General features: G+C 62.7%; 14 protein-coding genes and 3 pseudogenes. 7 read left to right on the top strand and 10 right to left on the bottom strand.

Annotated elements, in window-relative coordinates:
• Positions 1–10 precede the first annotated feature (10 nt).
• A complete protein-coding gene (recX, locus tag G3436_RS03910; RefSeq protein WP_163941511.1) occupies positions 11–478 on the top strand; it encodes a recombination regulator RecX in 468 nt (155 codons plus the stop codon).
• Between the two features lie 51 nt (positions 479–529).
• On the opposite strand, the gene G3436_RS03905 is transcribed toward recX, so the two are convergent.
• Entirely contained in the window at positions 530–1648 is a 1119-nt protein-coding gene (locus tag G3436_RS03905) for an LOG family protein (RefSeq protein ID WP_163941508.1), read from the bottom strand.
• Positions 1649–1922: 274 nt separating this feature from the next.
• On the opposite strand from G3436_RS03905, the gene G3436_RS03900 reads away from it, so the two are divergent.
• A complete protein-coding gene (locus G3436_RS03900; protein ID WP_163941505.1) occupies positions 1923–2117 on the top strand; it encodes a hypothetical protein in 195 nt (64 codons plus the stop codon).
• A 12-nt stretch (positions 2118–2129) separates the two neighbouring features.
• Here the strand turns inward: G3436_RS03900 and G3436_RS03895 are convergent, their stop codons facing one another.
• The gene (locus G3436_RS03895) at positions 2130–2549 is read right to left on the bottom strand and encodes a quorum-sensing-regulated virulence factor family protein (RefSeq protein ID WP_163941502.1); all 420 of its coding nucleotides are present in this window, start codon (positions 2547–2549) and stop codon (positions 2130–2132) included.
• Between the two features lie 236 nt (positions 2550–2785).
• Here G3436_RS03895 and G3436_RS03890 point away from each other — a divergent pair, with 236 nt between their 5' ends.
• The 3 genes from G3436_RS03890 to G3436_RS03880 all read left to right on the top strand — a co-directional run bounded on the left by G3436_RS03890 (position 2786) and on the right by G3436_RS03880 (position 4850).
• Positions 2786–3496, top strand: a complete 711-nt coding sequence (locus G3436_RS03890; protein ID WP_163941499.1) for a tRNA-uridine aminocarboxypropyltransferase — start codon at positions 2786–2788, stop codon at positions 3494–3496.
• A gap of 261 nt (positions 3497–3757) precedes the next feature.
• Positions 3758–4408, top strand: a complete 651-nt coding sequence (gene erdR, locus G3436_RS03885) for a response regulator transcription factor ErdR (RefSeq protein ID WP_163941496.1) — start codon at positions 3758–3760, stop codon at positions 4406–4408.
• 79 nt (positions 4409–4487) lie between these two features.
• A complete protein-coding gene (locus G3436_RS03880) occupies positions 4488–4850 on the top strand; it encodes a diacylglycerol kinase (RefSeq protein ID WP_163941493.1) in 363 nt (120 codons plus the stop codon).
• On the opposite strand, the gene G3436_RS03875 is transcribed toward G3436_RS03880, so the two are convergent.
• Entirely contained in the window at positions 4847–5773 is a 927-nt protein-coding gene (locus G3436_RS03875) for a LysR family transcriptional regulator (RefSeq protein ID WP_163941490.1), read from the bottom strand. The genes G3436_RS03880 and G3436_RS03875 overlap by 4 nt on opposite strands.
• Positions 5774–5893: 120 nt before the next feature.
• On the opposite strand from G3436_RS03875, the gene fpr reads away from it, so the two are divergent.
• Positions 5894–6673 carry a ferredoxin-NADP reductase gene (gene fpr / locus G3436_RS03870; protein ID WP_163941487.1) on the top strand — a complete coding sequence of 260 codons (780 nt, stop codon included), beginning with the start codon at positions 5894–5896 and terminating at the stop codon, positions 6671–6673.
• Between the two features lie 100 nt (positions 6674–6773).
• Here the strand turns inward: fpr and tsaA are convergent.
• From tsaA to rimO, 5 genes and pseudogenes are all read right to left on the bottom strand, one after another.
• A pseudogene (gene tsaA, locus G3436_RS03865) lies at positions 6774–7468 on the bottom strand (tRNA (N6-threonylcarbamoyladenosine(37)-N6)-methyltransferase TrmO).
• Positions 7469–7475: 7 nt separating this feature from the next.
• Entirely contained in the window at positions 7476–7937 is a 462-nt protein-coding gene (locus G3436_RS03860; RefSeq protein WP_163941484.1) for a YehS family protein, read from the bottom strand.
• 42 nt (positions 7938–7979) lie between these two features.
• Positions 7980–8689, bottom strand: a pseudogene (locus tag G3436_RS03855) (rRNA pseudouridine synthase).
• 130 nt (positions 8690–8819) lie between these two features.
• Complete coding sequence (locus tag G3436_RS03850; protein WP_163941481.1) at positions 8820–9290, bottom strand: GNAT family N-acetyltransferase; 471 nt, start codon at positions 9288–9290, stop codon at positions 8820–8822.
• 89 nt (positions 9291–9379) lie between these two features.
• Entirely contained in the window at positions 9380–10717 is a 1338-nt protein-coding gene (gene rimO / locus G3436_RS03845; protein ID WP_163941478.1) for a 30S ribosomal protein S12 methylthiotransferase RimO, read from the bottom strand.
• Positions 10718–10983: 266 nt separating this feature from the next.
• Here rimO and G3436_RS03840 point away from each other — a divergent pair, with 266 nt between their 5' ends.
• On the top strand, positions 10984–12882 hold the full coding sequence (locus G3436_RS03840; protein ID WP_163941475.1) for a potassium transporter Kup: 1899 nt from the start codon (positions 10984–10986) through the stop codon (positions 12880–12882).
• Between the two features lie 103 nt (positions 12883–12985).
• On the opposite strand, the pseudogene G3436_RS03835 reads toward G3436_RS03840, so the two are convergent.
• Positions 12986–14277, bottom strand: a pseudogene (locus G3436_RS03835) (virulence factor family protein).
• On the bottom strand, positions 14277–16919 hold the full coding sequence (mprF, locus tag G3436_RS03830) for a bifunctional lysylphosphatidylglycerol flippase/synthetase MprF (RefSeq protein WP_163941473.1): 2643 nt from the start codon (positions 16917–16919) through the stop codon (positions 14277–14279). The pseudogene G3436_RS03835 and the gene mprF overlap by 1 nt, the downstream one beginning before the upstream one ends.
• Between the last annotated feature and the right edge of the window lie 234 nt (positions 16920–17153).

Raw genomic sequence — 17153 nt, 5'->3', positions numbered from 1 at the left:
TAGATAGACCATGTCCGCCGTACTCGATACCCCCGTCGCCGTAAGGCGGACAGCCATGGACCTGCTCGCGCGACGCGAGCATGGTCGTGTCGAGCTGACGCGCAAGTTGCGCCAGCGCGGCGCAGAGCCTGAGCTGATCGATCAGGAGCTCGACCGTCTGACGGAAGAGGGCCTGCTCAGTGAAGCCCGCTATCTGGAAAGCTTCATCAGCTATCGCTCGCGTTCTGGCTACGGCCCGGCGCGCATACGCGAAGAGTTGAACCAGCGTGGCCTGCAACGTAGCGATGTTGAACTCGCCTTGCGTGAATGTGGCGTCGACTGGCAAAGCCTGCTGGTGGATGTGTGGCAGCGCAAGTTCGCCGGTCAACTACCCAGCGACCCCCGCAGCCGTGCACAGCAAACCCGCTTTCTGGTTTACCGTGGTTTTTCCATGGAAAGTGTCGGCCGCTTGTTGAGTGGCCGCAGCCTGGACGACTGAGCCCTGGCAGGCCTCTACAAGGGGGCCGACCAGGTTTCAGGTGCGTGGCATTCAGGTGACCTTGAGCGGCTCGCGGGCCCTTTGCGGGGCTTGACTGTGCTGGGGCTTGGCCCAGTTTTCCGACAGGTTGATAAAGTCCACCAGCTCGCGCAGGCGGCCTTGGTCACGACCGTTGAAGGCAAACGCCAGGCGGGACAGGTGGCTGAACTGCGCTTCGTCGTGTTCTTCGCCAGCATAGGCGTGCTGATGGAAGGCGCCACTCAGGCGCAAATCCGCGAACCCATCCTGAATATCCTGCAATGCCGCCTCGCTGAGCGGGTGGTGGGTGCGGATCACGAACTGGTTCTTCAGCCAGCGGCTGGAGTGGTAGTTGCTGTAGAACTGGTTGATCTCGGCGACCGCGTCATCGACGTTGTGCACCAGGCGCACCAGCTTAAGGTCATTGGGCAGGATGTAGCGGTTATCCTCCAACTGGCGGGTGATGAAATTCAGCGCTTCCTGCCAGAACGTGCCGCCCGGTGAGTCGAGCAGTACCACCGGCACCAGCGGGCTCTTGCCTGTCTGGATCAGGGTCAGCACTTCCAGTGCCTCGTCGAGGGTGCCAAAACCGCCTGGGCACAACACCAGTGCGTCGGCTTCCTTGACGAAGAACAGCTTGCGAATGAAAAAGAAGTGGAACGCCAGCAACTTGTCGGTCCCGTCGACGGTAGCGTTGGCATGCTGCTCGAACGGCAGGGTGATGTTGAATCCCAGGCAGTGATCCACCCCGGCACCTTCATGGGCGGCAGCCATGATGCCGCCGCCGGCACCGGTGATGACCATCAGGTCGGAGCGCGCCAGGGTCGCGCCCAATTCCCGGGCGAGGGCATACATGGGGTGTTCGACCGGGGTACGCGCCGAGCCGAACACGGTGACCTTGCGTCGGCCCTTGTACTGACGCAGCGCGCGGAACGCGTTGTCCAGCTCGCGCAGGGCCTGCAGGGTGATCTTGGCACTCCAGCGGTCGCTGTCATCGTGCGCCATACGCAGCACGGTCAGCATCATGTCGCGGTACAGCGGCAGGTTGGGGCTGTCGGGGGCCACCAGTTTCAGCTGTTGTTCGATGTGGCTCAGGTCGATCGCGTTGGTCTTGAAATGGTTGGCAAGCAATTCGCTCGGTTGGTACGGCATTCAACTTCTCCTTTTGCAGCAAAACCTCCGGCTTGACCGCACATCGGTCAGGCCCCTTTGCGCCTGCGCAAAGTGAAAGGTCCTGGCTATCAATCTAGACCCTGTCGCACGGTTATGCCGCAGTGATCATGTGCCCATGGTGTGGTGACAGGCAATGCGGCAAACGTCGTGTGGCGCGACGAAAACGCCACTCGTCCGCTCGCACTCGCCAGCGCCGCCAGTCTGATTAACTGATGAGCAAGGGTAAAGGCGATGGGGGCAAGGAGGCTGGATCATGCAACGGGTGAGTTTGGAGCTTGATACGCAGTTGTACCGACTGCTGCAACGCGCAGCACAGGCCAACAACCTGAGCCTGGAACAGGAATGCCTGCAACGCCTTGCAGGTGGGGCGCGGGGGTCGCGCTATATTCAGGCGCTGGTGGCTGAACTGCGCGCCGATGAAGAGCAACGGCGCGCCAACAGCGCATAAGGGCAGGGTGGGTTACTTCTTCTTCGGGCCTGACAGGCAGCTGGCCTTGTTGAACGACTGGTCGATCACCGGGCGGTTGGTCTTGTACTCGGTAAAACGGTAGGTCAGCACCGCCCCGCGGTCCATCAACTGACGGAAACCGGTGTTCCGGCAGACACTGTCACCCAGCTGCGAGCGCATGTTCTCCGGGTTTCTTTGCATTTGTTGCGCATGGCTGGCGCGCACGCTGAGGTGGTTGATCAGTTGCTTGCCTTCGACGGTATAGCCCTGGTCCAGGATGTCCTCGTTGATGGCCCGAGGCGTACCCACGCTGCTTTCCTTGGCGACTTTTTCAAGCATCTGGGTCAGTTCGTACTCTTGCTTGGATGCGGCGTGCGCGCCCAGCGGCAGGGCAAGCAGCAGGCTCAAGGATGGGGCGATGAAACGCAGCATGAATCTCTCCTGGTTCGGTAACTGGCGATTTGACCGGCGATGGCGCGCAGTGTTCCGTCACAGGCGCAATAGCGGTGCCAGCAGGTTTCGATAACCCGCCGATTATAAGGGGCGGCGCACCGCGCTGCACGGCAATATACGGCAGGGCAGGGGCCGGCTCTGATAAACTGCCGGGGTATTTCGTCTTGCCGAGTCCGTGTCGTGCCCTGCCTTTACTGCCAATGCTGTGCCCTGTCATGAGCCATGCCGTAGCGCGTCTGCGCGCCGAGCGCCTGGCCCGCAGTGTCAAACCCTTCGTTGCGCGCGGTTCGCGTGCGCCGCGCTGCCCCGGTTGCCGGGTCATCCCCGAGTATTGCCTGTGCGCCTGGCGGCCACGGGTGGCGGCACAGTCGGCCATGTGCCTGTTGATGCACGACACCGAGCCGCTGAAGCCGACCAACACTGGCTGGTTGATTGCCGACGTGATTGGCGACACCACCGCATTCGCCTGGGAACGCAAGACGCTGGATGCACAGCTGCAGGCGTTGCTCGATGACCCGAAGTGGCAGCCTTACATCGTGTTCCCAGGCGAGTTCGTCGCGCCCGAGCGAGTGGTCAGCGAGGTGGCGCCGGGGCCAGGCAAGCGGCCGCTGTTCATCCTGCTCGACGCCACCTGGCCCGAGGCGCGCAAGATGTTTCGCAAGAGTCCGTACCTGGAGCGGTTCCCGGTACTGAACCTGCAGCCCGAGCAGATCTCGCGCTACAAGCTGCGTCGTTCCAAGCGCGATGATCACTTCTGCACCGCCGAAGTGGCAGCGATGTGCCTTGAACTGGCGGCTGACCAGCATGCGGCTCAGGCGCTGGATGCCTATCTGGACGTGTTCAGCAATCATTACCTGAGTGCCAAGCACAAGTTGCTGCTGGACGAGGAAGATGCCGTGCATCGACGGCTGCAGACCTTCCTATAGTACAAGGGGCAACAGCCTGGCTTTGCTTCATAATGGTGAGCACTGGCGCCAGCGGCATGCAGCACGAACCGGGGGTGAAACTTGACCACCCGGGCTGGGCTCGGCATCCTTGGCGCCGATTCGGGCACGACGAGGGCTTGAATGCTGTTTTCCTGGCCCCGACGTGCCTTTTTGGCTACTGGCATTGCCGCCCGACGCCTTGAGTTGCCCCGCCAGGCGCCCACGCTAGCTGCGCCTGCACAGAACAGGATCATTAGATCGATGGCCACATACGAAATCCTGATTGCCGATGACCACCCGTTGTTTCGCAGCGCGTTGCGCCAGGCCGTTACCCTTGGCCTGGGCCCGGACGTGCGCCTGGTAGAAGTGGCGAGTATCGCCGAACTGGAAACCCGTCTGGCCGAGAAAAGCGACTGGGACCTGGTACTGCTCGACCTGAACATGCCAGGCGCCTACGGCTTCTCCGGGTTGGTGCTGTTGCGCGGCCAGTATCCGCAGATCCCGGTAGTGATGGTCTCGGCGCAGGAAGAGGCGGCGGTGGTGGTCAAGTCGCGCGAGTTCGGTGCCAGCGGGTTTATCCCCAAGTCCAGCCCGCTGGAGCAGATTCAGGATGCCGTCAACAAAGTGCTCGACGGTGAGGTCTGGTGGCCACCGCAAGCCTTTGAAAAAATCGATGTGTCCGCTGAGGCCAAGGCCGCCAGTGAGGGCCTGGCCAGCCTGACGCCGCAGCAGTTCCGGGTCTTGACCATGGTCTGCGAAGGCTTGTTGAACAAGCAGATTGCCTACGAGCTGAGCGTGTCCGAGGCCACCATCAAGGCTCATGTTACCGCGATTTTCCGCAAGCTGGGTGTACGCACGCGAACCCAGGCGGCGCTGCTGTTGCAACAATTGGAATCGGTTTCCAGCAGTTAGGGCCAGTGGCCTTCACGCATTTTTGACCCCGCGTGCACTAGCCTGCACCGTTCTTATCTTTTGGTTGAAATCACTCTCTATGTCGCCTTTCAAGGGCCAGACCGGCCTTAAACGAGTACTCAATGCGGCCGGCTATTCGTTCGACGGCCTGCGCGCGGCCTTTACCGGCGAGGCGGCGTTTCGTCAGCTGGTATTGCTCAATGTGGTGCTGATCCCGATCGCCTTCTGGCTGGATGTCAGTCGCGCCGAGCGCGCAATCCTGATTGCCGTTTGCCTGCTCGGGCTGATCGTCGAACTGTTGAACTCGGCGGTCGAGGCGGCCATCGACCGCATTTCCCTGGACCGCCACCCGTTGTCGAAAAATGCCAAGGACATGGGCAGTGCGGCCCAGCTCGTGGCATTGAGCATGGTGGCGCTGGTGTGGGCGGTGATCCTGCTCTAGGCAATGTGCGGCAGCACGATTTCGTCACTGCGTCGCACACCTGCGGTAAAACTGCGGCACAGTTCGAGAAACTCGCGCATGGCCGAGGTCTGGTACTTCTGTTTGTGCCAAATGAAGTAGAACTGCCGCGCCAGGTCCAGGTCGGGGGTTTCCACCGCTACCAGGCTGCCGCGCCGGAATGCATCGCGTAGCGCCAGGCGTGAAATGCAACCAATGCCAAGGCCCGATTCCACCGCGCGCTTGATCGCCTCGGTGTGCTCCAGTTCCAGGCGGATATTGAGCGTGGAGCGATGGTGGCGCATGGCTTGATCGAAGGTCAGGCGGGTGCCTGAACCTTGTTCGCGCAAGATCCACGCTTCGCGAGTCAGTTCGTCGAGACTGGCACGGCCTTTGGCTGCCAAGGGGTGCTGCGGTGCGCAGAACACCACCAGTTCGTCTTCGACCCACGGCTGCACCTCCAGGTCGGGGTGGTTGCAATCCCCCTCGATTAGACCCAAATCAATTTCATAGTGGGCCACCTGGTGCACGATATGCGCGGTGTTCTGCACATGCAGCTTGACCTGGCTTTCGGGGTGAACCTGCATGAAGCTGCCGATCAGCAAGGTGGCCAGGTAGTTGCCGATGGTCAGGGTGGCCCCGACGGCCAGTGAGCCGAAGCCGGACTTGCCGTTGAGCAGGTCTTCGATTTCCTTGGCCTGGTCGAGCAGTGCCACGGCCTGGGGCAGCAGTTGATGGCCAAGCGCATTGAGGCTCAGGCGCTTGCCCGCGCGATCGAACAGTTGGCAGCTGGACTGGCGTTCGAGCTCGGTGATGGAAGTGCTGGCGGCCGACTGCGACAACGCCAGTATCCCGGCTGCGCGAGAGACGCTTTGGTGTTGCGCGACGGCCACGAAGACCTGAAGTTGACGCAGTGTAAATCGCATATCTATATAACCGATAAGACATATCTTGATAATTCATTTAACAGATATTGTCGCTGCCACTAAACTATCGCGCAATCGCGCTCACGGTCAGCGCTGCGTTTTTTTTCAGGAGCCCCGTACATGAGCAACATGAACCACGAACGTGTCCTCAGTGTCCATCACTGGAACGACACCCTGTTCAGCTTCAAGTGCACCCGTGACCCGGGCCTGCGCTTCGAGAACGGTCAGTTCGTGATGATCGGCCTGCAACAGCCTAACGGCCGCCCGCTCATGCGCGCCTACTCGATCGCCAGCCCGAACTGGGAAGAGCATCTGGAGTTCTTCAGCATCAAGGTGCAGGACGGCCCGCTGACCTCGCAGCTGCAGCACCTGAAGGAAGGCGATGAGATCATCATCAGCAAGAAGCCTACCGGCACCCTGGTGCTGGACGACCTGAACCCGGGCAAGCATTTGTACTTGCTGAGCACCGGCACTGGCCTGGCGCCGTTCATGAGCGTCATCCAGGACCCGGAAACCTACGAGCGTTTCGAAAAAGTGATCCTGGTCCACGGCGTACGTTACGTCAACGAAGTCGCATATCGCGAGTTCATCACCGAGCACCTGCCGCAGAACGAGTTCTTCGGTGAGGCGCTGCGTGACAAGCTGATCTACTACCCGACCGTTACCCGCGAGCCGTTCGAGAACCAGGGTCGTCTGACCGACCTGATGCGCAGCGGCAAGCTGTTCAGCGATATCGGCCTGCCACCGATCAACCCGCAGGACGACCGTGCGATGATCTGCGGTAGCCCGAGCATGCTGGATGAAACCAGCGAAGTGCTCAACAGCTTCGGCTTGAAAGTGTCTGCGCGCATGCGTGAGCCGGGCGACTACCTGATCGAGCGTGCATTCGTCGAGAAGTAAGCAGCCAGCAGAAATGAAAAACGCAGACCACGGTCTGCGTTTTTTTTGCCTGGGACAGGGGGCGTGGCATTTGCCGGCAAGGCCGGCTTCTACGGTAGCCTTACGCTTCGCGCACCACCTCAAGCACCCTGATCACATCCAGCTGCGGGTAATGCCAGCGCACCTGCACATCCCAGAACTTCACGCCGTACACCCGCTCCGCGGGCGGTACCTGATAGGCCGGGCGCGGGTCTGCGCCAGGCACTGCTCTATCAGCGCCACCAGCGGCTCTGCCAGGCGCAAGGCGTGTTGGTGGGCCAGCTCCAGCGCCGTATCGCTCCACTGCACCGCAATCGGCGCAGGCGGCGCACTGGCCATGCGGTTGACCGCGCTGGCCACACTGTCGGCATAGGGCACATACGGCTTGATGTCGATCACCGGGGTGCCATCCAGCAGATCGATTCCCGATAGCAGCAGGCGCCCGGCCTCCACCCCCTCCAGCTTGACCACCGACTGCCCGATGCCGTTGGGCCGATGGGTGGCGCGGGTGGCGAAAACCCCCATCGAGACGTTGCCACCCAGGCGCGGCGGGCGCACCTTCAGTCGAGGCTTGTCTTCCAGGGCCTGGTGGAACAGGAACAGCAACCACACGTGGCTGACCTGTTCGAGCCCTGCCACCGCTTCACCCTGGTCGAATGGCGGCACCAGCTCCAGCACGCCACGTGCGGCCGGTGCCAGGTGCGGCTGGCGCGGGATGGCGAACTTCTCCTTGAAGCAGGAGCGCACATAGCCGACCGGCGAGACACTGTAGGCCATGATCGACTCAGCCACGCACTCGCAGGGTCAGGCCCTTGAGGAAGTTGCGCAGCAACTGGTCGCCGCAGGGGCGGTAGTTGCTGTTGCCCACCTTGCGGAACAGGGCGCTCAGTTCGGGCTTGGACACGACAAAGTCGGCGGCCTTGAGGATCGCGTGCAGGTCGTCCTCCTTGAGCTCGAACGCCACGCGCAGTTTCTTGAGGATGATGTTGTTGGTCACCGGCAGCTCGATCGGCAGCGCTGGGCGGCTTTCGTCGCGGCCACGCTTGAAGATCACCAGGCCGTCGAGAAAGTGCGCGATGACTTCGTCCGGGCAGCGCACGAAACCTTCTTCCTCGTCTTTCTTCAGGTAGCCGGCGATATCGGCCTCGCTGACCTCAAAACCATTGGTACGGGTAATTTCTGCCACTTTGGCATCGCTGATGTTCAGCATGAAGCGCAGGCTGCGCAGTACATCGTTGTGAATCATTTGGACAATCCTGATCAAGTGGCAACGCCAGTGCGGCGAGGCCTAGAATTTTTCTTTGCTGGTCAGATAGCGCCACTGGCCCAGCGGCAGCTTGCTCATGGCCACGCCGCCAAGGCGAATGCGGCGCATGCTGACCACACTGACGCCAACGCTGCGGCACAGCAGTTCGATCAACCCCGGCGCCGGTTCTTCAGCACCATGCGCAAGCGTGTTTCGTTCTGCCAACTGGCCTTGATGCGCGGCAACTCCTGGCCTTTCCAGGTGAACCCGCGGTTCAGGCGCTCCAGGCCATGGGCTATCATCTCGCCACTGACCTCCACCACGTATTCCTGTTCCAGCTTGGCCAGGTCCGAGGTCACCTTGCGCACTGCGCGCCAGTCCTGGCTGTACACCTGCAGGCCGCTGGCACCCTGTTGCAGCTCGGCGACGCATGTGAGGCGGGCGAAGTGCCCCTTGAGCGGGCGATGGCCTTCGGCGTGGGCCTCGGACAGGCTGGCGGGGCTCATGCCCAGGCGTGCGCTCTCGCTATCCTGGTCGGCGGCCTGGTGCAGCAGCAGGGTTACCGGGTCCAGGGCCTCGGCCTTGGCGTTGGGCAGCAGGGCAACGGTCTGGCCGTCGACCTTGAGCTGCGGCTCGTCGACGACGGCGCCATCCACTGTGACCCAGCCGCCTTCGATATACAGCTCGGCCTCCCGTCGGGAACAACCGACCAGTTCGATAAGGCGTTTGGAAAGACGAATGGGTTCAGACATGACGGTAGCCGTGGCACAAGGAAAGGCGTCCATTGTAACCGCCCAGGCCAGGTTAGGCCCGGCTACATTTGACCGGGCCTGTGATTAATCGCGGGAATTGATGGTTTTCGGATCGACCCTACAGGATCCTTCACCCTGCATGCGCCGATTGTGTACGAATCAGCCGAAGGTGCAGTAAGGGGTAGGGTTGGCCCATGCCGTCGGTTTCCGAGCGGCCGATGACCTCGAAGCCCTGGCCCAGGTAAAAGCCGAGTGCTTGCGGGTTCTGTTCGTTGACGTCCAGCTGCTCGGCGTTGAGTTCGTTGATCGCGTACTGCAGCAGACGCTTGCCGATGCCCTGGCCGCGGTGTTGTGGGTCGATGAAGAGCATTTCCACGCGCCCGGCGGCCACGCCGGCAAAGCCGGTGATGTGCTGGCGCGCGTCCTTGCAGCAGATCAGCATGACCGCATCCAGGTAGCGCGTGCGCACCAGCTCGCGCAACAGCACGATGTAGCTGTCGGGAAGAAAGTCATGGGTGGCGCGAACCGACGCTTCCCACACGCGGATCAGCTCCGCGTAGTCGCTGATGCTGGGTGTCTGCACGGTCGGCGGCGTGCGCATGGCAAGTGACTCCTGCAGTTGTTTGAGAAAACGATAGTTGCAAAAAAAAGCCCCGCCATAAACGCAGGGCTGTTTTGATCGGGGTTGCCTCAGACAGGCTCGGCCCACAGGTCGTATTCGTCAGCATCGGTCACTCGGCACCAGACCTTGTCACCCGGCTTGAAACCGTGGTCCCCGTCGATGAACACGTTACCGTCGATTTCCGGAGCATCAAAGAAACTGCGTCCCACCGAGCCCTGTTCCTCGACTTCATCGATCAGCACTTCGATCTCTTTGCCGATGCGCAGTTGCAGGCGAGCACTGCTGATGGCCTGCTGGTGGGCCATGAAACGGTCCCAGCGGTCCTGCTTGACGTCATCCGGCACGATCTCCAGGTCCAGGTCGTTGGCCGGTGCGCCTTCGACCGGGGAGTACTGGAAGCAGCCGACGCGGTCGAGTTGGGCTTCGGTCAGCCAGTCGAGCAGGTACTGGAAGTCTTCCTCGGTCTCGCCCGGGAAGCCGACGATGAAGGTCGAGCGGATGATCAGCTCGGGGCACTGCTCGCGCCAGTTCTTGATGCGCGCCAGGGTCTTGTCTTCGAAGGCCGGGCGTTTCATCGACTTGAGCACTTTGGGGCTGGCATGCTGGAACGGGATGTCCAGGTAGGGCAACAGCTTGCCGGCGGCCATCAGCGGGATCACGTCGTCGACGTTCGGGTACGGGTACACGTAATGCAGGCGTACCCACACGCCCAGGCTGCTCAGCGCTTCGCACAGCTCGAGCATGCGCGTCTTGACCGGGCGCCCGTTCCAGAAGTCGGTCTTGTACTTGACGTCGACGCCGTAGGCGCTGGTGTCCTGCGAGATCACCAGCAGCTCCTTGACGCCGGCCTTGACCAGGCGCTCGGCTTCGCTGAGCACTTCACCCACCGGGCGACTGACCAGCTTGCCGCGCATCGACGGGATGATGCAGAAGCTGCACTTATGGTTGCAGCCCTCGGAAATCTTCAGGTAGGCATAGTGGCGCGGGGTCAGCTTGATCCCCTGTGGCGGCACCAGGTCGATCAGCGGGTTGTGGTCTTTGCGCGGCGGCACGACTTCGTGCACGGCGTTGACCACCTGCTCGTACTGCTGCGGGCCGGACACCGACAGCACGCTGGGGTGCACGTCGCGGATGTTGTTGGCGTCGACACCCATGCAACCGGTGACGATGACCTTGCCGTTCTCCTTGATGGCTTCGCCGATCACTTCCAGCGATTCGGCCTTGGCCGAGTCGATGAAGCCGCAGGTGTTGACCACCACCACGTCGGCATCCTCGTAGGTGGGCACGACTTCATAGCCTTCCATGCGCAGTTGGGTCAGGATGCGCTCGGAATCGACCAGGGCTTTTGGGCAACCCAGGGAAACAAAGCCGACCTTTGGCGTGGTGGGCGTGGCGGTGGTGGACATGGCTAACCTCGGTGTAGAGGGGCTGCGGTACACGCAAAGGTGGCAGCCCTGACGGGCGCTTTGGGCGCCTCTGATCAAAAAGTGCGCAATTCTAGCGAGGCACAACGCGCTTGACTAGCAGAAATACGACGAACGCTGCGCTATGCTTCGCGGCGTTGTGCCTGCGTTGATCATCGAGGCGCGCAGCACGTCGCAGTCGATTGCGAAAATGATAGTGCCTGGCGCGAATTTCGCCGGCCTCTGGGTCTTGGTTGCGGGAGTGGTTGATGGTTCAGGCAAGCAGTCAGGCCGATACCGGGCACACGGCGGCAAAGCCGCTGAGCCTGCTGGTGGCGGCGGTAGGGGTGGTGTACGGCGACATTGGTACCAGCCCGTTGTATACCCTCAAGGAAGTCTTCTCCGGCGGTTATGGGGTGCCGGTCAACCATGATGGTGTGCTGGGCATTCTGGGGTTGATCCTGTGGTCGCTGATCTGGGTGGTCTCCATCAAGTACGTGCTGTTCATCCTGCGCGCCGACAACCAGGGCGAGGGCGGCATCATGGCCCTGACCGCACTGGCCCGACGAGCGGCAGCACCGTATCCGAAGCTGCGTAGCGTGCTGGTGGTGTTCGGCCTGTTCGGCGCCGCGCTGTTCTACGGCGACAGCATGATTACCCCGGCCATTTCGGTGCTGTCGGCGGTGGAGGGCATGGAACTGGCGTTTGATGGCATCGATCACTGGGTGATCCCGGTGGCGCTGATCGTGCTGGTGGCGCTGTTTCTGATTCAGAAGCACGGCACTGCGCGGATCGGTATTCTGTTCGGCCCGGTGATGGTCGCCTGGTTCCTGGTGCTGGCGGCGCTGGGTGTGCACGGGATCCTGCAGCACCCCGAGGTGCTCCAGGCGCTCAATCCGATCTGGGCGGTGCGCTTTTTCATCGTTCATCCCGGGATGGGCGTGGCGATCCTTGGTGCGGTGGTACTGGCGCTGACCGGCGCCGAGGCGCTCTATGCCGACATGGGCCACTTCGGGCGCAAGCCGATCGCGCGCGCCTGGTTCGCGCTGGTGCTGCCGGCATTGGTGCTCAACTACTTTGGCCAGGGCGCATTGCTGCTGGAAAATCCCGACGCCGCGCGCAACCCGTTCTATCTGTTGGCGCCGGCCTGGGCACTGGTACCGCTGGTGGGGCTGGCAACGCTGGCCACCGTGATCGCCTCGCAGGCGGTGATTTCCGGTGCCTTCTCCCTGACCCGCCAGGCGATTCAGCTCGGCTATGTGCCGCGCATGCAGATCCAGCATACCTCCAGCGACGAGCAGGGCCAGATCTATATCGGCGCGGTGAACTGGTCATTGATGGTCGGGGTGATCCTGCTGGTGCTCGGTTTCGAGTCGTCCGGCGCGCTGGCGTCGGCCTATGGGGTGGCGGTAACCGGCACCATGTTGATCACCACCATCCTGGTCTCGGCAGTGATGCTGCTGCTGTGGAAGTGGCCGCCGCTGCTGGCGGTGCCGGTGTTGCTCGGGTTTTTGTTCGTGGACGGCCTGTTCTTTGCCGCCAACGTGCCCAAGGTGGTACAGGGCGGGGCCTTTCCGGTACTGGCGGGGATTGCGCTGTTCGTGCTGATGACCACCTGGAAGCGTGGCAAGCAGATCCTGGTGGAGCGTCTGGACGAAGGCGCGCTGCCCCTGCCGATCTTCATCAGTAGCATCCGCATCCAGCCGCCGCACCGAGTCGAGGGTACGGCGGTGTTCCTGACCGCGCGTACCGACGCGGTGCCGCATGCGCTGCTGCACAACATGCTGCACAACCAGGTGCTGCACCGTCAGGTGGTGCTGTTGACGGTGGTCAACGAAGATTCGCCACGGGTGCCGCCGCAGCGGCGCTTTGAGGTTGAAGGGTACGGTGAGGGCTTCTATCGGGTGATTCTGCACTTTGGCTTCATGGACGAACCGGATGTGCCGGCGGCCTTGAAGCTGTGCCACTTGGACGAGCTGGACTTCAGCCCGATGCGCACCACCTATTTCCTCAGCCGCGAGACGGTGATCGCGTCCAGGCTGGTGGGCATGTCGCGCTGGCGCGGGATGCTGTTCGCGTTTTTGCTGAAGAATGCCAACGGTAACCTGCGCTTCTTCAACTTGCCGTTGAACCGGGTGATCGAGCTGGGCACGCAGGTGGAAATCTAGCGGCCTTTCGGGCCCTTTCGCTGGCAAGCCAGCTCCCACAGGGACAGCAGCGACCTCAAGGCCTGCACTATCCTGCAGGAGCCGGCCTTGCCGGCGAAGCTTTTTACTGCTCAGCGACGCTGGACTTTCCCTGGCGGGTCTCGATGCCGCTGATCAGGCGCTTGGCCAGCGCGGGGTAGTTCTCGTCGAAGTGGTGGCCGCCTGGCAGCTTGAGGCGTTCACCCACGGCGCTGTGCTCGGTACAGCCACTTTCATCGGCCTCTTCCTCGCCATAGATGCACAGCACCTTGCCCGCCGGCATCTTGGCCAGCTCCGGCCCGGTCGGTGCTTCTTTGCCGGCATTGCCCAGCCAGCCCTCTACCTCGATCTCGAAGCTGCCGCTGCGCGCGAATGCCAGCAGGATCACTGCGTCAACACGTTTCTGGTCTTCGGCCGGCAGGCGGTTGTAGATCGCCGGCAACACGTCGGCGCCAAATGAATAGCCAGTCAGCACGAAACGCTTGGTGCCCCATTTCTGGCGGTAGTGCTGCATCAGCTCGGACAGGTCGACTGCACTCTGTTCAGGGGTCTTGTGCTGCCAGTAGTAGCGCAGGGTATCGATACCGACCACCGGGTAGCCGAGCTTGGCCATTTCGCCCGCGACGTCACGGTCCAGGTCTCGCCAGCCACCGTCGCCAGACAGGAACAGGGTTACGGTGTCGGTCGTCTGGCCGGCAGGTACTTCTACCACGGGGATGCTCAAGGCGTTGCCGTCTTCGCCAAGCAGCGCCTGGGTCAACTGTGCCTTGAGCACCTGCGGCAGGTGAATGTCGTAATCGCTGATGCTGGTTTGCGCATTGGCCTGATCGCGCACGAAGGCGGCACTGGCATCATCCGGGTTGTCGTTCCATGCCACGTTCCAGTGACCATGCGCTGCCGACTTGGGCAGTGCGGTGGTGCAGCCAGGCTGTTCGAGGCTGAAGCCGACGGAGATGGCCTGCGCTTGTCATCCTGCTGCCCGGCCAGCCAGCTCCAGGCCAGTCCTGCGCCCGGTCCGATGCCTGCCACCAGGGTCGGCACGCCTTGCAACTGCTGCAAGGCTTGCTGCAGCGACTGCTGTTGCAGGGTGCAGTCGGCAGGCGGCAGGATCACCTGCACCAGTTGCGCGTCGGCGCTTTGGCTCAGGTCGAGCAATTGCTTTTCGCTCAGGGCCTGGTCCTGGGGCACGGCCACTGCCACCTGGGCCTTGGCCCGTGTGCTGGGCGATACCCGCACAAGGCTGCTGCCGTTGGCCAGGGTGAGGTGTTCCAGGTGCGGTTGCGCGGCTGGGCGGGCCCACAGCCAGAAGCCCAGGGCGCCAGCCAGCAGCGCCAGCAGCAGGGCAGCCAATACATGAAGCCAGTAGCGTCGAATCATCAGCGTTTCACCAATCCGGTCAGGCCGCCTGCGATCAGGGCGGCGGTATCGGCCAATGCCACCAGGGGGTCGAGCCCCGCGGGTACGGCCATGTAACGAGGTTCCCAGTCAGGTTGGAACTTGTCCTTGAAGCGGCGCAGGCCCTGGAAGTTGTAGAGCTGCTCGCCGCGCTGGAACACCATCGAGCCCAGGCGCTGGGTCAACGGTGCGCCGCGACGTGGTTGCAAGCCCGACAAGGGCACCATGCCAAGGCTGAAGCGGGCATAGCCATGTGCCTTGTAGTGCTGGATCAGGCCGACCATCATGAATTCCATGGTCAGCTTGGGCGCTTGCGGGTGGGCCCGCATCAGGTCGAGGCTGGCCAGTTCCAGGCTGTGGGTCTCCAGCAGGTTGGCAAATGCCACCGGCTGGCCCTGGAAGCGGATCAGTGCGATGCGGAAGTACTGCAGGTAGTCCGGGCTGAAGCGCCCCAGCGAAAAGCCTTTCTCGCGCACGTTCTTGCCTTGCAGCCAGGCGTCGGAGATAACCTTGAGTTCTTCCAGCGGCGCCTGCCCTGGTTCGTGGATCTCCAGGCTCAGGCCATCGCGTGTGCCACGGTTCCAGGTGTAGCGCAGGTCTTTCATCTCTTTGCCCTTGGCATCGAGGTCGAAGCGCAGCAGGTCGACTCGGGCTTCTTCGCCCAGCTTGATCGCAGACAGGCCGATATCCATGTAGAACGGCAGGTTCTCGGCGCGGACCTGGTAGAACACCGGGCGGGCGTGATGGATATCGCACAGGTCGCGGAACTGCCAGATCATTTCGGCACGGCGCAGGGGCGGGCCGATCGGGTCGTACAGCGCAACCAGGCTGCGGCCACGGCGTGCATACATGAGGAAGGCATCGTCCTCGGGATGGAACAGCAGTGCCTTGTCCCCGGTGAGGGCCAGGCCGCCGTCCGGCTGGTCGGAGTGCTGCAGGATGCGGCTGGCGCGCTGCAGCTCTTCGGAGTTGGGCAGGTGGATGGTAGGGCGTGCCGTGCGCAGCAACCAGGTCAGGGCCACGATCACCAGCAGCACCGCGCTGCCCAGTGCCGAACGCAGGCCGCGTGGCGCATCGGCGTCCAGGGTGAACTGCCACCACAACTGGTGGCTGTAGGGAACATCCTGATAGGCAAACAGCAGCAGCCATACCGAGGCACCCAGTACGCAGGCACTGGCCACCAGGTAGACCGGCGAGAAGGGCAGTTCCAGTAGCCGGCTGGGGCGGTAGAACGAACCGCGAAACGCTGCGAGCAGGCACGCTGTCAGGGTCAGCAGGCTGGCTTCTTCCCAGTCGAAGCCTTTGAGCAGCGACAGCAGGGCGCCCACCAGCAACAGGATGGTGGTGAGTATCCAGGCGGCGGAGAGGCGTCGACGCAGGCCTTGAGCCAGCAGCAGGCACAGCACGCCGATCAGGCTGGCGCCAAAGTGCGAGGCGTCGATCAAGCGGTGCGGCACCAGGAAGCCGAGGTGCTCAAGGCGTGTGTCGATCTCGGGGGTGGCGCCGGAGAACAGCAGCACCACCCCGGACAGGAACACCAGCACGGCCAGTACCGGTGCAGCCAGGCCCGAGGCCACCTTGATGGCCTGGCGTGCGAACAGAAAGCGTCGTGCTTCGCTGGCCAGCAGGACCACGCAGGCCACCAGCAGCGGTAGCACCACATAGATCAGGCGGTACAGCAGCAAGGCTGCGGCCAGTGGTGCGGCGCCCAACTGGTCGGCGAAGGCCGCCAGTAGAATCGCCTCGAACACGCCCACTCCGCCTGGCACGTGGCTGAGTACCCCGGCCGCCAGCGCCAGCAGGTACACCAACAGGAATGCACCGAATGGCGGTGCTTCGGGCAGCAGCAGGTAAAGCACGGTGGCCGCCGCCGCCACATCCAGTGCGGTGATCACCAGTTGCAACAGGGTCAGGCGTGCACCGGGCAGGCGCAACGTGCGGCGCCCCACGCGCACCAGCAGGTTGTCGGTCAGCGGCTGTTCTGGCAGCCGGCGCCGGTACAGTCCATACGCCAAGGCCAGGCTCAGGACCAGGACGCCCACTGCGATTGTGCCCAGCAGCGGGGCAGGCGTGCGCAGCGCGATGGCGGCGGCGGGCAGGTTGCTCAGGGTGGCGAGTGCGGCCAGCGGCGGCAAGGCGCAGCCCAGCGATAGGCTGGCAAACAGTGTCATGCGGGCCACTTCTGCGCCGCCGATGCCGTGACGGGCATAGAGGCGGTAGCGTACCGAGCCCCCCGACAGCAGCGACAGGCCGATGGCATTGCCGATGGCGAAGGCGCAGAAACCGCCCATGGCCAGCGCAGGCTTGGGCAACTGGACGCTGGCATAGCGGCTTGCCGACCATTCGTAGCCCAGCAGGATGACGAAGCCGACCACCGTGGCCAGCAGTGCGCCCCCCAATGCAGGCTTTGGCACACTCAGCAGCGAGTCGTGCAGGGCATAGATGTCCAGTTCGCTGAGCAGGTGGCGGCAGGCGATCAGCGCCACACCGAACAGCAGCAGGGTCGCCGCCAGGCCGATCGGCTGGCGATAGCGGCTGAGCAGCTCCAGCCAGCGCAGGCGATGCGCGGCAATGGGCTGTGCAGCAGTAACGGGGGTGTCGGCTTCAGGCGTTTGCGGGCGCATCAATCACCTCGTGGATTGTGCGCAACTGGACGATGTATCCGGCCAAGGTACCAATCCCTATGGAAAAATAATGTCTGAATCTTACTCGTGATCAGACCGATCCGTGCCCATCAGGATAGTTAAAGAAGTTTCATGCTGCTGGCGGGAGCGCGTGGCGGCGGGGGGGGGGGAAGGAAGTGCTTTCGTGCAGATGCAAAAAAGGCCACTTTTTTCAAAGTGGCCTTTTCTGTTGTT

Origin of the sequence: Pseudomonas brassicae (assembly GCF_010671725.1) — a bacterium.
In the GTDB taxonomy this organism is placed as follows: domain Bacteria; phylum Pseudomonadota; class Gammaproteobacteria; order Pseudomonadales; family Pseudomonadaceae; genus Aquipseudomonas; species Aquipseudomonas brassicae.
Note: the sequence above shows the minus strand (reverse complement) of the source record. Positions and strands in the feature narration are given on the sequence as shown.

Bases quoted from the DNA above. Each gene is read 5' to 3' on its own strand.
- recX (WP_163941511.1), top strand. From the start codon at position 11: ATGTCCGCCGTACTCGATACCCCCGTCGCCGTAAGGCGGACAGCCATG.
- G3436_RS03905 (WP_163941508.1), bottom strand. From the start codon at position 1,648: ATGCCGTACCAACCGAGCGAATTGCTTGCCAACCATTTCAAGACCAAC.
- G3436_RS03900 (WP_163941505.1), top strand. From the start codon at position 1,923: ATGCAACGGGTGAGTTTGGAGCTTGATACGCAGTTGTACCGACTGCTG.
- G3436_RS03895 (WP_163941502.1), bottom strand. From the start codon at position 2,549: ATGCTGCGTTTCATCGCCCCATCCTTGAGCCTGCTGCTTGCCCTGCCG.
- G3436_RS03890 (WP_163941499.1), top strand. From the start codon at position 2,786: ATGAGCCATGCCGTAGCGCGTCTGCGCGCCGAGCGCCTGGCCCGCAGT.
- erdR (WP_163941496.1), top strand. From the start codon at position 3,758: ATGGCCACATACGAAATCCTGATTGCCGATGACCACCCGTTGTTTCGC.
- G3436_RS03880 (WP_163941493.1), top strand. From the start codon at position 4,488: ATGTCGCCTTTCAAGGGCCAGACCGGCCTTAAACGAGTACTCAATGCG.
- G3436_RS03875 (WP_163941490.1), bottom strand. From the start codon at position 5,773: ATGCGATTTACACTGCGTCAACTTCAGGTCTTCGTGGCCGTCGCGCAA.
- fpr (WP_163941487.1), top strand. From the start codon at position 5,894: ATGAGCAACATGAACCACGAACGTGTCCTCAGTGTCCATCACTGGAAC.
- G3436_RS03860 (WP_163941484.1), bottom strand. From the start codon at position 7,937: ATGATTCACAACGATGTACTGCGCAGCCTGCGCTTCATGCTGAACATC.
- G3436_RS03850 (WP_163941481.1), bottom strand. From the start codon at position 9,290: ATGCGCACGCCGCCGACCGTGCAGACACCCAGCATCAGCGACTACGCG.
- rimO (WP_163941478.1), bottom strand. From the start codon at position 10,717: ATGTCCACCACCGCCACGCCCACCACGCCAAAGGTCGGCTTTGTTTCC.
- G3436_RS03840 (WP_163941475.1), top strand. From the start codon at position 10,984: ATGGTTCAGGCAAGCAGTCAGGCCGATACCGGGCACACGGCGGCAAAG.
- mprF (WP_163941473.1), bottom strand. From the start codon at position 16,919: ATGCGCCCGCAAACGCCTGAAGCCGACACCCCCGTTACTGCTGCACAG.